Annotated in this window: 10 protein-coding genes; all 10 read right to left on the bottom strand. The window is 59.9% G+C overall.

Going from position 1 to position 13786, the window contains the following annotated elements; all coding sequences use genetic code 11:
* Nucleotides 1-297 precede the first annotated feature (297 nt).
* The 10 genes from ihfB to mtnA all read right to left on the bottom strand — a co-directional run bounded on the left by ihfB (nt 298) and on the right by mtnA (nt 13697).
* Nucleotides 298-600, bottom strand: a complete 303-nt coding sequence (gene ihfB, locus ABVN20_RS00700) for an integration host factor subunit beta (RefSeq protein ID WP_368553257.1) — start codon at nt 598-600, stop codon at nt 298-300.
* 144 nt (nt 601-744) lie between these two features.
* Nucleotides 745-1029 (bottom strand): hypothetical protein, encoded by a 285-nt coding sequence (locus ABVN20_RS00695; protein ID WP_368553255.1) that lies wholly within the window; start codon nt 1027-1029, stop codon nt 745-747.
* A gap of 211 nt (nt 1030-1240) precedes the next feature.
* A complete protein-coding gene (gene rpsA, locus ABVN20_RS00690; protein ID WP_368553254.1) occupies nt 1241-2935 on the bottom strand; it encodes a 30S ribosomal protein S1 in 1695 nt (564 codons plus the stop codon).
* 119 nt (nt 2936-3054) lie between these two features.
* Nucleotides 3055-3744 carry a (d)CMP kinase gene (cmk, locus tag ABVN20_RS00685; protein WP_368553253.1) on the bottom strand — a complete coding sequence of 230 codons (690 nt, stop codon included), beginning with the start codon at nt 3742-3744 and terminating at the stop codon, nt 3055-3057.
* Nucleotides 3741-5948: a bifunctional prephenate dehydrogenase/3-phosphoshikimate 1-carboxyvinyltransferase gene (locus ABVN20_RS00680; protein WP_368553251.1), complete on the bottom strand. Its 2208-nt coding sequence runs from the start codon at nt 5946-5948 to the stop codon at nt 3741-3743. The genes cmk and ABVN20_RS00680 overlap by 4 nt, the downstream gene beginning before the upstream one ends.
* 28 nt (nt 5949-5976) lie before the next feature.
* The gene (gene hisC / locus ABVN20_RS00675; RefSeq protein ID WP_368553249.1) at nt 5977-7089 is read right to left on the bottom strand and encodes a histidinol-phosphate transaminase; all 1113 of its coding nucleotides are present in this window, start codon (nt 7087-7089) and stop codon (nt 5977-5979) included.
* Nucleotides 7090-7099: 10 nt separating this feature from the next.
* Entirely contained in the window at nt 7100-8194 is a 1095-nt protein-coding gene (gene pheA / locus ABVN20_RS00670; protein ID WP_027620100.1) for a prephenate dehydratase, read from the bottom strand.
* Complete coding sequence (serC, locus tag ABVN20_RS00665) at nt 8194-9279, bottom strand: 3-phosphoserine/phosphohydroxythreonine transaminase (protein ID WP_368553247.1); 1086 nt, start codon at nt 9277-9279, stop codon at nt 8194-8196. Before serC ends, pheA begins: the two co-directional genes overlap by 1 nt.
* Before the next feature lie 250 nt (nt 9280-9529).
* Complete coding sequence (gene gyrA, locus ABVN20_RS00660) at nt 9530-12184, bottom strand: DNA gyrase subunit A (protein ID WP_368553245.1); 2655 nt, start codon at nt 12182-12184, stop codon at nt 9530-9532.
* A 436-nt stretch (nt 12185-12620) separates the two neighbouring features.
* Nucleotides 12621-13697, bottom strand: coding sequence for an S-methyl-5-thioribose-1-phosphate isomerase (gene mtnA / locus ABVN20_RS00655; protein ID WP_368553243.1), 1077 nt, complete (start codon nt 13695-13697; stop codon nt 12621-12623).
* Nucleotides 13698-13786: the final 89 nt, after the last annotated feature.

Genomic DNA, 13786 nt, shown 5'->3' with positions numbered 1-13786 from the left:
CAGAGCTTTCACTCTTTACCCTGGATTCATCCGGCCAATCATTTACTTAGAGCGACCAGCTGTTCGCCCCAACCTGACCTTGAACCAGACTAACAACGGACTAACTGCCATCCCCGACAGCAGCGCAATGATCAACAGGGCGGATATCGGTAACTCGGGTGCAGCCCACCCAAGAAACAGCACAGAAGTTGTCTGCCGGTTTTCGAGCAAAAACAACACGACCGTAAGCCCCAAAACCAACAAGAACGCCGCATAGAGTATTCGCCTGAAACCCCTCACGGCGATACTCCCCTACCCCTACAGCTCATCATGCACTTCTTCCTCCTCATTGACTCGATCTCGCAACTCTTTCCCCGGCTTGAAATGAGGAACGAATTTTCCGTCCAGACTGACCGATTGGCCGGTTTTCGGATTACGCCCGACTCGCGGCGCGCGATAATGCAAGGAAAAGCTACCAAACCCCCTGATCTCGATTCGATCGCCGGTGGCCAGGCATTGGGACATCTGCTCAAGCATGGTCTTGATTGCCAACTCCACATCCTTGGATGAGAGCAGGCCTTGATGGGTGACAATTCGTTCGATCAACTCCGACTTCGTCATATTTTTCCCTTCTTTTTCAAGCAGCTAGGAAAAGCGCTTCGAAGGTTTTAGCATGTCGAAAGCAATTTGAACAGCCCAAATCACCACTTATCTTCTCCATATAATCCGCCCGATTTTAGTGCGCCACGGTCACACGACAGCATTTCATCTGCAGATAACCAACATGGTACGAGTCAGATAGCCGGCCGGATTGAAGCCGAAGGGATACTCACCATCATCTTTCACCTCATCGGAGCGCGCGACGACCTTGTAGCTACCACCCTTGCACTCCTTGGCAGCTCTCTTTCGGCACTTCTCCCAACCCGAGCCCAAACCCGAACAATCAACCTCGATGCCACTCACCCCGTGCACTGCATGGGTCTTTGCACCCGTGGAGCACCCCACCAGCGCCAACAACAGCACCATCGCAACAACCATGAGCCTGTTCATTCAATTCCTTATGCCTGAGGCCTCATCCGACTGCAGTCAACTTGAGATCAAGACTAGCTGCAGTTAAACGATTGATCCCATTAAAAACAGACAACTCCACAAGCTTGTTGGTTTCATTACAGATTTCACCGCAGGCAGTTTCTCGACAGAGCAAATCCCAGGCACAAAAAAGGGCGACCGAAGTCGCCCTTTTTCTACAGAAAGTCAGAACTTAGTTCTGCTTTTCCGCTTGTGCAGCACGCAGCAGGTCACCCAGGGTGGTGGCTACTGGAGCATCCGAAGCTACTGGCTTGTCGCGCAGGCTCTGGATGGCTTCTTTCTCGTCTTCAACGTCTTTCGACTTGATCGAGAGCTGGATTACGCGGCTCTTGCGGTCAACGCTGATGATCTTGGCTTCTACTTCTTCGCCTTCTTTCAGAACGTTGCGCGCGTCTTCAACGCGGTCACGGCTGATTTCGGAGGCTTTCAGAGTCGCTTCGATATCGTCGGCCAGAACGATGATGGCGCCTTTGGCGTCAACTTCTTTCACAGTGCCTTTAACGATGGCGCCTTTGTCGTTAACCGAGACGTACTCGGAGAACGGATCGCTTTCCAGTTGCTTGATACCCAGGGAGATACGCTCGCGCTCTGGGTCAACCGACAGGATAACGGTGTCCAGCTCGTCGCCCTTCTTGAAGCGGCGAACGGCTTCTTCGCCCACTTCGTTCCAGGAGATGTCGGACAGGTGAACCAGACCGTCGATGCCGCCGTCCAGACCAATGAAGATACCGAAATCGGTGATCGACTTGATGGTGCCGGAGATTTTATCGCCCTTGTTGAACTGGCCAGAGAAGTCTTCCCATGGGTTGGACTTGCACTGCTTGATGCCGAGGGAGATACGACGACGCTCTTCGTCGATGTCCAGAACCATGACTTCCACTTCGTCGCCGACTTGTACGACTTTCGAAGGGTGGATGTTCTTGTTGGTCCAGTCCATTTCCGAAACGTGTACCAGACCTTCAACGCCTTCTTCCAGCTCAGCGAAGCAGCCGTAGTCGGTCAGGTTGGTTACACGAGCGGTAACGCGAGTGCTTTCTGGGTAACGGGCTTTGATAGCAACCCATGGATCTTCGCCCAGTTGCTTCAGGCCCAGGGAAACACGATTGCGCTCGCGATCGTACTTCAGAACCTTGACATCGATCTCGTCGCCAACGTTGACGATTTCGGAAGGATGCTTGATGCGTTTCCAAGCCATGTCGGTAATGTGCAGCAGGCCATCGACGCCACCCAGATCGACGAATGCGCCGTAATCGGTGAGGTTCTTGACGATACCTTTGACTTGTTGGCCTTCCTGCAGGGATTCCAGCAGAGCTTCACGCTCGGCGGAGTTCTCGGCTTCGAGGACGCTGCGACGGGAAACGACAACGTTGTTGCGCTTCTGGTCGAGTTTGATGACCTTGAATTCCAGCTCTTTGCCTTCCAGGTGCGTGGTATCGCGCACTGGACGGACGTCAACCAGAGAACCTGGCAGGAACGCACGGATGCCGTTAACGTCGACAGTGAAGCCGCCTTTAACCTTACCGTTGATAACGCCCTTGACCACTTCTTCGGCTGCGAAGGCTGCTTCCAGAACAATCCAGCATTCAGCGCGCTTGGCTTTTTCACGGGACAGCTTGGTTTCACCAAAGCCGTCTTCAACCGAGTCCAGAGCAACGTGAACTTCGTCACCGACGTTGATGTTCAGATCGCCAGCGTCGTTGTAGAACTGCTCAAGCGGGATGAGTGCTTCAGACTTCAGGCCAGCGTGAACGGTTACCCAGCGAGCTTGGTAGTCGATATCAACGATAACACCGGTGATGATGGAGCCAGCCTGAAGGTTCAGGGTTTTTAGGCTTTCTTCAAAGAGTTCCGCAAAGCTTTCGCTCATTTTAATTCCTGTAGATAAGGGCGAAGAATACGCCCATTTCCACATCCCAGACGATGTGGGTTGGTTTCATTTAAAAGAAGCACCACAGGACTATGACTGGTCCCCTGCGGCCTTCTTGGTCACCCGGCGATATCGCGAATGGCGATTTCGCTCATGATGCGTTCCAGCACCTGGTCGATGGATAATTCCGTGGAATCCAGCTGGATGGCGTCAGCCGCCGGCTTGAGCGGGGCTACCGCTCGCTGGGTGTCACGCTCATCGCGTGCACGTATCTCATCTAGCAGACTCGACAGACTAACACCTTCGACTTTCCCCTTCAACTGCAAGTAACGACGGCGCGCGCGCTCCTCGGCACTGGCAGTGAGGAAAATCTTCAAGGGCGCGTCCGGGAACACCACCGTTCCCATGTCGCGACCATCGGCGACCAGGCCCGGCGCCTCCTGAAAGGCACGCTGGCGCTGCAGCAGCGCCTCGCGTACGGCAGGCAGTGCAGCCACCTGGGAAGCACCCGAGCCGACGCTTTCCGTACGGATCACGTCGCTGACCTCGTCACCTTCAAGGATGATGCGCTGCAGCTGACCTTCGGTCGCCGCAATGAATTGCACATCCAGATGAGCGGCAAGCTTTTTCAGCAGCTCTTCGTTGGTCAGGTCGACGCCATGGTTATGCGCGGCAAAGGCCAGCAGGCGGTACAGCGCACCGGAATCCAGCAGGTTCCAGCCCAGGCGCCTGGCCAGGATCCCGGCAACCGTGCCCTTTCCGGAGCCGCTTGGCCCGTCAATGGTGATGACCGGTGCGATGTTCTTCACGACTGAGCCTCTTGTGCAACACGGATACCGACCTGGGCGCACAGCGCCAGGAAATTCGGGAACGAAGTCGCGACGTTGGCGCAGTCATGGATGCGGATCGGCGCAGTGGCGCGCAGGGAAGCGACGCTGAACGCCATGGCGATGCGGTGATCGCCGTGACCGTGCACTTCGCCACCACCGATCGAACCACCGTCGATGATGATGCCGTCCGGGGTCGGTTCGCATTTGACGCCCAGTGCCAGCAAGCCATCAGCCATCACTTGAATGCGGTCCGATTCCTTCACGCGCAGCTCTTCGGCACCGCGCAGCACGGTGCGCCCTTCGGCACAGGCGGCAGCCACGAACAGCACGGGGAATTCGTCGATGGCCAACGGCACCAGCTCTTCAGGGATCTCGATCCCCTTGAGTTTAGCCGCACGTACGCGCAGGTCAGCTACCGGCTCGCCGCCCACTTCACGCTGGTTTTCCAGGGTGATGTCGGCCCCCATCAGGCGCAGGATGTCGATCACGCCGGTACGGGTCGGGTTGATGCCGACGTGCTCGAGCACCAGTTCGGAACCTTCGGCGATCGACGCCGCCACCAGGAAGAACGCCGACGAGGAAATGTCACCCGGCACTTCGATGTGGGTAGCGGTCAGCTTGTGCCCGGACTCCACCGACGCGGTAGCGCCATCGACACTGACCGGGTAGCCGAAGCCACGCAGCATGCGCTCGGTATGGTCGCGCGTCGGCGCCGGTTCGGTGACAGTGGTCTTGCCTTCGGCGTACAGCCCAGCCAGCAACAGGCAGGATTTAACCTGGGCACTGGCCATCGGCATGGTGTAGGTCAGGCCCTTGAGGGCGTGGCCGCCACGAATGGTCATCGGCGGACGACCGTCGGCTGCGGTTTCGATCACCGCACCCATTTCACGCAGCGGATTGGCCACGCGGTTCATCGGGCGCTTGGACAGCGATGCGTCACCGGTCAGGGTGCTGTCGAAGTTCTGCGCGGCCAGCAGGCCCGACAGCAGACGCATCGACGTACCGGAGTTACCCAGATAGATCGGGCCCGGCGCAGGTTTGAGGCCATGCAGGCCGACGCCGTGGATGGTCACGCGACCATGGTGCGGACCTTCGATCACGACGCCCATGTCACGGAAGGCCTGCAGGGTGGCGAGGGCATCTTCGCCCTCGAGGAAGCCTTCGACTTCGGTAACGCCTTCAGCCAAAGAGCCCAGCATGATCGAACGGTGGGAAATCGATTTGTCACCCGGTACACGAATCCGCCCAGTCAGGCGGCCACCCGGTTGTCCCAGGAAAATCAGGTCGTTGGAGTTCATAGCGTCCACATAAGCCCGGCGGGCCAGGATTTTACTGAAATGTTCGCGAGCAACCCGGGCGCGCGTGAAGACGCCCAACAACTGGTGCCCATCCCCTGCATCGACCGCGTCGCGCAAGGCGTCGAGGTCGCTGCGAAATGTATCAAGTGTGCGCAGGACAGCTTCGCGGTTGGCGAGGAAGATGTCGTGCCACATGACCGGATCACTCCCCGCGATTCTCGTGAAATCGCGGAAACCGCCGGCAGCGTAACGGAAGATCTCAAGGTTTTCATTGCGCTTGGCCAACGAATCGACCAGGCCGAACGCCAGCAGGTGCGGCAAATGGCTGGTCGCCGCCAACACTTCATCGTGGCGCTCGACCTGCATGTGCTCGACATCGGCGCCCAGCTCACGCCACAAACGGTCGACCACCGCCAGCGCCGCCGGATCGGTCTGCGCAAGCGGTGTCAGAATCACTTTATGACGACGGAACAGCTCGGCATTGGAGGCTTCCACCCCACTCTGCTCGGAACCGGCAATCGGGTGGCCCGGCACGAAGTTCGCCGGCATGCCGCCAAACACTTCGGTGGCGGCGCGCACGACATTGCCCTTGGCGCTGCCGACGTCGGTGAGAATCGCCTGGCCCAGATTCATGCCGGCCAGACGGCCGAGCAGTTTTTCCATGGCCAGGATCGGCACGGCCAACTGAATCACGTCAGCGCCCTGGCACGCCTTCACCAGGTCGTCTTCGCAACGATCGACCACGCCCAGCTCGACCGCGAGCTTGCGCGACTGCGGGTCGAGATCGACGCCGACCACTTCGCGGCACAGGCCGCTTTCACGCAAACCCTTGGCAAACGAACCACCGATCAGACCCAGACCGACCACCACCAGGCGACCGATCATAGGCTCAGCAGATTGCGGTGCAGTGACATCAACCACGAGCCAGGACCTTGCTCAGCGCCTCGAGGAGGCGGCTGTTTTCCGCCGGCAGGCCGATGGTGATGCGCAAGTGGTTCGGCATGCCATAGTTGGCCACCGGGCGCACGATCACGCCTTCGCGCAGCAAGCCCTGGAATACCGGCGCGGCAACACGCCCCAGGTCGACGCAAATGAAGTTGCCCTTGGACGGAATCCAGCTCAGGCCCAGCTCACGGAACCCTGTTTCCAGCTGCTGCATGCCGGCCTCGTTCAGGCGACGGCTCTCGGGCAGGTACTCTTCGTCCTTCAGGGCGGCGCACGCGGCAGCCAAGGCCAGGCTGTTGACGTTGAACGGCTGGCGAACGCGGTTCAGCACGTCGGCGACCACGGCGGTGGACAAGCCATAACCCACGCGCAGCGACGCCAGGCCATAGGCCTTGGAGAAGGTGCGCGATACCAGCAGGTTCGGATAAGCCGCGAGGAAATCCAGGCCGTCCGGCAGGTCGCTGCCCTCGGCGTACTCGATGTAGGCCTCGTCCAGCACCACCAGCACGTGCTCCGGCACATCCTGGAGGAATTCGTCCAGCGCCTCGGCATCGAACCAGGTCCCGGTCGGGTTGTTCGGGTTGGCGATGAAGACGACGCGGGTATTGGCGTCGATGGCCGCCAGCATGGCCGGCAGGTCATGCCCCCACTCCTTGGCCGGCACCACTTTGGCGGTGGCACCCACCGCCTGGGTGGCGATCGGGTAAACGGCAAAGGCATGCTCACTGAACACGGCATTCAGGCCAGGCGCCAGGTAAGCACGGGCGACCAGTTCCAGAATGTCGTTGGAGCCATTGCCCAGCGTCACCTGATTGAGCTCGACGCGGCACTGTTCTGCCAGCAGCGTCTTGAGCGCGAAACCATTGCCGTCCGGATAACGGGTCAGCTCGGCCAGCTCTTCACGAATCGCCGCCAGCGCCTTGGGACTGGCGCCCAGCGGATTTTCGTTGCTCGCCAGCTTGACGATGTTCGCCGGGTCGATATTCAGTTCACGCGCCAGTTCATCCACGGGCTTGCCCGGAACGTAAGGCGACAGTTGTTGCACGCCCGGCTGCGCCAGGGCGAGGAAGTTGCCACTCATTTGCTACCCCTTAGAGAACGGCTTTCGGGTAGGAACCCAACACTTTAAGTGCCACTGCTTCCTGACTGATTTTTTCCAGCACGCCCTTGACCAGCGGATCGCGGTGGTGACCGACGAAGTCGATGAAGAACACGTAGGTCCATTTACCACTGCGCGAAGGACGAGTCTCGATGCGAGTCAGGTCGATGCCGTTGTCGTGGAACGGCACCAGCAACTCGTGAAGCGCACCGGGCTTGTTGCTCATGGAGACGATGATTGAAGTCTTGTCGTCGCCGGTCGGCGGTACTTCCTGGTTACCGATCATCAAAAAGCGCGTGGAGTTATCCGGACGATCTTCGATTTTCTCGGCAAGTCGGGTCAAACCATACAGACCAGCGGCCATGTCGCCGGCAATCGCCGCCGAGTTCCACTCTCCCTTGACCCGCTTGGCCGCTTCGGCGTTGCTGGAAACCGCCACGCGCTCGACATTCGGGTAGTGTGCATCCAGCCACTTGCGGCACTGGGCCAGCGACTGGGCGTGGGAGTAGATGCGGCTGATGCTGTCGGTCTTGGTATTTTCACCGACCAGCAGATGGTGGTGAATTCGCAGCTCGACTTCGCCACAGATGACCATGTCGTGCTCGAGGAAGCTGTCGAGGGTGTGGTTGACTGCGCCCTCGGTGGAGTTTTCCACCGGGACCACGCCAAAATTCACCGCGCCGGCCGCCACTTCACGGAACACTTCGTCGATCGCCGCCATCGGCTTGCTAATCACGGCGTGGCCGAAGTGCTTCATCGCTGCAGCTTGTGTGAAGGTCCCTTCCGGGCCGAGGTAAGCCACTTTCAGCGGCTGCTCGAGAGCCAGGCACGAGGACATGATTTCGCGGAACAACCGCGCCATCTCTTCGTTGCCCAGCGGGCCCTGGTTACGCTCCATCACGCGCTTGAGCACCTGAGCTTCACGCTCGGGACGATAGAACACCGGCACTTCGCCTTCAGCCAGTGAAGCCATCTTTACTCGCGCAACTTCCTGGGCGCAGCGTGCCCGCTCACTGATCAACTCCAGGACCTTGGTGTCCAGGGCGTCGATACGAACGCGCAGTGCCTTGAGTTCTTGCTCAGACATCAGCCGTGTTCCTTCTCGAACTCTGCCATGTACGAAACCAGTGCGTTGATCGCAACGATATCGACGGCGTTGTAGATGGAGGCGCGCATGCCGCCCACGGAGCGGTGGCCCTTGAGGTTCAGCAGGCCATGTTCTTCGGCACCGGCCAGGAACGGTTTGTCGAGGCGATCGTCGGCCAGGCGGAATGGCACGTTCATCCACGAGCGGTCGGACTTGTTGATCGGGTTGTTGTACAGGCCGCTGGCGTCGATGAAGTCGTACAGCGTGCGCTGCTTCACGTCGTTGAGTTTGCCGATGGCTTCGACGCCACCCTGCTCTTTCAGCCACTCGAACACCAGACCGGACAGGTACCAGGCCAGGGTTGGCGGGGTGTTGTACATCGAGCCGTTATCAGCCGCGACTTTGTAGTCGAGCATGGTCGGGCACAGTGCGCGGGCCTTGCCCAGCAAGTCCTCGCGAACGATGTTGACGACGATACCGCTCGGGCCGATGTTTTTCTGCGCGCCAGCGTAGATCATGCCAAAACGCGAAACATCGACAGGGCGCGAGAGAATGTCGGAGGACATGTCGGCGACCAGCGGCACGTCACCGGTCTCGGGGATCCACTGGAATTCCAGGCCACCGATGGTTTCGTTTGGCGCGTAGTGAACGTAGGCCGCGTCCTTGGACAACTTCCACTCGTTCTGGCCAGGGATGGCGAAATAGTCGTATGGCTTGGCGGTAGCCGCGACATTGACATGACCGTAGCGCGAAGCCTCTTCAATGGCTTTCTGCGACCAGATACCGGTGTCGATGTAGTCGGCAGTGCCGCCTTCGGGCAACAGGTTCAGCGGGATCTGAGCGAACTGCTGGCTCGCGCCACCTTGCAGGAACAGCACTTTATAGTTCGAAGGGATATTCAGCAGGTCACGCAGATCCTGCTCGGCCTTGGTCGCGATGGACACGAACTCATCGCTGCGATGGCTCATTTCCATGACGGACAGGCCCTTGCCGTGCCAATCCAGGAGTTCTTCCTGGGCGCGCTTCAGGACCGCTTCGGGCAGTGCCGCAGGACCGGCACAGAAGTTAAAGGCTCTCTTGCTCACATCCAATCTCGCTCTGATTTGGTGATATCACGCAATAAAAACACTAACTGGCGACACCAGGGGCCCTGCTGAAACAGAGCTGTTGTGGGAGCGAGCCTGCTCGCGATAGATCTCAACAGCGTCAAGAGGTACCGCGGCGCCTGCAATCGCGAGCAGGCTCGCTCCCACAAGGGATCTCAATTGGTGCCGATTTTTTCATAAGGGATAAACAACAAGGGGGCGAATTTTCATCCGCCCCCTGCATGTACGCTTATTCCTGTGGTTCTTCGTCAGCGGCGGCGTCGAGTTGCTGGTCTTCGGCAGCGTCGTCTATCACGACTTCACCGTCGAACTCTGCACCTTCTTCACCTTCGAACTCTTCGCCCTCGACTTCCGAAGGCTCCTGCACCCGCTCCAGGCCCACCAGCGTTTCATCGTTGGCCAGCTTGATCAGGGTCACACCCTGGGTGTTACGACCCAGGCTGGACACTTCGTCGACACGGGTACGAACCAGGGTGCCCTGGTCGGAAATCAGCATGATTTCCTCACCGTCCAGCACCTGGACCGCACCGACCAGTCGGCCGTTACGATCATTGCTGACCATGGCGATCACGCCCTGGCCGCCACGCTTGTACTCAGGGAACTCGGTGATCGCGGTACGCTTGCCATAACCACGCTCGGAAGCGGTGAGGATCTGGCTGCCTTCTTCCGGGATCAGCATGGAAATCAGCTTCTGGCCTTCCGGCAGGCGCATGCCGCGCACACCGCGAGCGGTACGGCCCATGGCGCGAACGTCGGTTTCCTTGAAGCGAGTTACCTTGCCACCGTCGGAGAACAGCATGACTTCACGCTCGCCGTCGGTGATGGCGGCCGAGATCAGCACGTCGCCTTCGTCCAGTTCCAGGGCGATCAGGCCGACGCTGCGCTGGCGGCTGAAGGACTCCAGCGGGGTCTTCTTCACGGTGCCGTTGGCGGTGGCCATGAAGATGAAGTGACCTTCGGTGTATTCCTCGACCGGCAGCATGGTGGTGATGTACTCACCGTCATCGAGCGGCAGCAGGTTGACCAGCGGACGACCACGGGCGGCGCGGGACGCTTCCGGAATCTCGTAGGTCTTGAGCCAGTACACCTTGCCCTTGCTGGAGAACAGCAGCAGCGTGGTGTGGCTGTTGGCGACCAGCAGGTGAGCGATGTAGTCCTCATCCTTGACGCCGGTAGCCGACTTGCCTTTACCGCCACGACGCTGGGCCTGGTACGCAGCCAGCGGCTGGGTCTTGGCATAGCCGCCGTGGGAGATGGTCACGACGCGCTCTTCTTCCGGGATCATGTCGCCCAGGGTCAGGTCGAGACGGGCATCGAGGATCTCGGTGCGACGCACATCGCCGTACTCGGCGCGGATCACTTCCAGCTCTTCGCGGATCACTTCCATCAGGCGCGCGGCGCTGTTGAGGATGCGGATCAGCTCGCCGATCTGGTTGAGGATCTCCTGGTACTCGGCCAGCAGCTTCTCGTGCTCCAGGCCGGTCAGGCGGTGCAGGCGCAGTTCCAGGATGGCCTGGGCCTGTTCCGGCGACAGGAAGTACTTGCCGTCGCGCAGGCCGTATTGCGGATCGAGGTTTTCCGGACGGCACGAATCGGCGCCGGCACGCTCCACCATCGCCACCACCGCAGTGGATTCCCAAGGGGTGCTGACCAGCGCTTCCTTGGCTTCCGACGGGGTTGGCGAGGCCTTGATCAGGGCGATGACCGGGTCGATGTTCGACAGGGCGACCGCTTGACCTTCAAGGATGTGACCACGCTCGCGCGCCTTGCGCAGTTCGAACACGGTACGGCGGGTGACGACTTCGCGACGGTGGCGAACGAAGGCTTCCAGCAGGTCCTTGAGGTTGAGGATCCGTGGGCGGCCGTCGATCAGCGCAACGATGTTGATGCCGAACACGCTCTGCAACTGGGTCTGGGCGTAAAGGTTGTTGAGGATCACCTCAGGCACTTCGCCACGACGCAGCTCGATCACCACGCGCATACCGTCCTTGTCGGACTCGTCGCGCAGCTCGGTGATGCCTTCGAGTTTCTTCTCCTTGACCAGCTCGGCGATCTTCTCGATCAGGCGCGCCTTGTTCAGCTGGTAAGGCAGTTCGGTGATGACGATCTGCTGGCGGCCACCGACCTTGTCGATGTCTTCGATGATCGAGCGGGCGCGCATGTAAATGCGGCCACGGCCGGTGCGGTAGGCTTCGATGATGCCGGCGCGACCGTTGATGATCGCGGCGGTCGGGAAGTCCGGACCTGGGATGTATTGCATCAGGTCATCGACACTCAGTTCCGGGTTGTCGATGAGCGCCAGGCAACCGTCGATGACTTCACCGAGGTTGTGCGGCGGGATGTTGGTCGCCATGCCCACGGCGATACCGCTGGAGCCGTTGACCAGCAGGTTGGGAATACGGGTCGGCATGACCGCCGGGATCAGTTCGGTGCCGTCGTAGTTCGGCACCCAGTCCACGGTTTCCTTGTGCAGGTCGGCCAGCAGCTCGTGCGCCAGCTTGGTCATGCGCACTTCGGTGTATCGCATGGCCGCGGCGTTGTCGCCGTCCACCGAACCGAAGTTGCCCTGGCCGTCGACCAGCAGGTAACGCAGCGAGAACGGCTGCGCCATACGAACGATGGTGTCGTACACCGCGGTATCACCGTGCGGGTGATACTTACCGATCACGTCACCGACGACACGGGCAGATTTCTTGTACGGCTTGTTGAAGTCGTTGCCCAGCTCGCTCATCGCGAACAGCACGCGCCGGTGCACGGGCTTCAAGCCATCGCGCGCATCCGGCAGTGCCCGCCCGACAATTACGCTCATTGCGTAGTCGAGGTAGGACTGCTTCAGCTCGTCTTCGATATTGACCGGGAGGATTTCTTTGGCCAGTTCGCCCATGAGAAGCCTGATTCCTTTTTCTGGTGAAACTTCGTCAGGACCAACGAAGCTCGCCGATGCAGGTGGATAGCCCTTGCACCGACTTACGACAAATCAACGAGTTATGCCATGGATCTGCGCAGTAGAGGCAGCCCCATCGGGCTACCCTGGAAACCGCCGGATGTTATCACAAGAGCCGCCACGCACCTATCCCCCAGATGCGCATGGAGTGTAGTTAGATGAGCGGTGATTGGCTTGACGGGGTTCTGAGGGGCTTAGAGCCCTGTTGAATGGTGAAATCGGGGCTGGATCGGGTTCATTTGTAGGCTTTACTGGCCTCATCGCGAGCAAGCTCGCTCCTACAGGGTTGGAGGGTGTACATAAAATTTGTGGACACCTTTGTAACCTGTGGGAGCGGGCTTGCCCGCGATGGGGCCCGCAAAAACACCCAATACCTTTAATGCAGCCGCTTACGGCACATCAACTGCGCCATCTTCGCCGTATCCGGACGCTCGACGATGCCCTTTTCCGTCACGATCGCGTCGATCAGGTCCGCCGGGGTCACATCGAACACCGGGTTGAACGCCTCGACATCCGCGCCGATCCGCTTGCCGCCCACATCCAGCAATTCGCGGCCGTCGCGCTCTTCGATCGGAATGTCATCGCCACTGGCCAGGTTCATGTCGATGGTCGAGCTTGGCGCCACCACCATGAAGCGCACGCCGTGGTGCATGGCGTTGACCGCCAGTTGGTAGGTCCCGATCTTGTTCGCCACGTCGCCATTGGCCGTGATGCGGTCGGCGCCGACAATGACCCAGGTGATGCCCTTGGTCTTCATGATGTGGGCGGCGGCCGAGTCGGCGTTGAGCGTCACCGGAATGCCTTCGTTGACCAGCTCCCAGGCCGTCAGGCGTGAGCCCTGCAGCCATGGGCGGGTTTCGTCGGCGTACACGCGCTCGACCATGCCCTCGATGAAGGCGCCGCGAATCACCCCCAGCGCCGTACCGAAGCCGCCAGTGGCCAGCGCGCCGGTGTTGCAATGGGTCAGGATCGCCTGGGCATTGCCCTGGTGCTTGCGGATCAGGTCCACGCCCAGTTGCGCCATAGTCAGGTTGGCTTCGCGATCACTTTCATGAATGGCGATGGCCTCGGCTTCCAGCGCAGCCAGCGGATCGTCATGCTCTTTCAGGCGATCGAGCCGATCGTGCATGCGGTTGAGCGCCCAGAACAGGTTGACGGCGGTGGGACGGGAATCGGCCAGCAGGGCGAAATCCTCTTCCAGCGCGGCGTACCAGTCGCCGCCTTGGGCAATTCGTTCGCGGGCCGCGAGCACGATGCCGTACGCGGCGCTGATGCCGATGGCCGGCGCACCGCGCACCACCATCGAACGAATAGCCTCGGCCACGCCAGCGGCGCTGGTGTAGGCGAGCCAGGTTTCCTCGAGCGGCAAAATACGCTGATCGAGCAGATACAGGGCACCATCACGCCAATCGATGGCCTTAACTTTCTCCGCCGCCAACAGTCGATCGCGCATCCCTCACCCCGCACTCATGAACAAAAGCCGCCGATTATAGCGATCCCCCCGCGAAGACGCTCGGGTATACTTCGCCATCTTTTACAAAA

Origin of the sequence: Pseudomonas sp. MYb118 (genome assembly GCF_040947875.1) — a bacterium.
Classification (GTDB): Bacteria; Pseudomonadota; Gammaproteobacteria; order Pseudomonadales; family Pseudomonadaceae; genus Aquipseudomonas.
The sequence above is the reverse complement of the archived record's forward strand: the minus strand, read 5'-3'. Positions and strand labels throughout refer to the sequence as shown.

What these genes read in the sequence shown, in the direction of transcription:
- ihfB (WP_368553257.1), bottom strand. Translation starts at nt 600, where the DNA reads ATGACGAAGTCGGAGTTGATCGAACGAATTGTCACCCATCAAGGCCTG.
- ABVN20_RS00695 (WP_368553255.1), bottom strand. Translation starts at nt 1,029, where the DNA reads ATGAACAGGCTCATGGTTGTTGCGATGGTGCTGTTGTTGGCGCTGGTG.
- rpsA (WP_368553254.1), bottom strand. Translation starts at nt 2,935, where the DNA reads ATGAGCGAAAGCTTTGCGGAACTCTTTGAAGAAAGCCTAAAAACCCTG.
- ABVN20_RS00680 (WP_368553251.1), bottom strand. Translation starts at nt 5,948, where the DNA reads ATGATCGGTCGCCTGGTGGTGGTCGGTCTGGGTCTGATCGGTGGTTCG.
- hisC (WP_368553249.1), bottom strand. Translation starts at nt 7,089, where the DNA reads ATGAGTGGCAACTTCCTCGCCCTGGCGCAGCCGGGCGTGCAACAACTG.
- pheA (WP_027620100.1), bottom strand. Translation starts at nt 8,194, where the DNA reads ATGTCTGAGCAAGAACTCAAGGCACTGCGCGTTCGTATCGACGCCCTG.
- gyrA (WP_368553245.1), bottom strand. Translation starts at nt 12,184, where the DNA reads ATGGGCGAACTGGCCAAAGAAATCCTCCCGGTCAATATCGAAGACGAG.
- mtnA (WP_368553243.1), bottom strand. Translation starts at nt 13,697, where the DNA reads ATGCGCGATCGACTGTTGGCGGCGGAGAAAGTTAAGGCCATCGATTGG.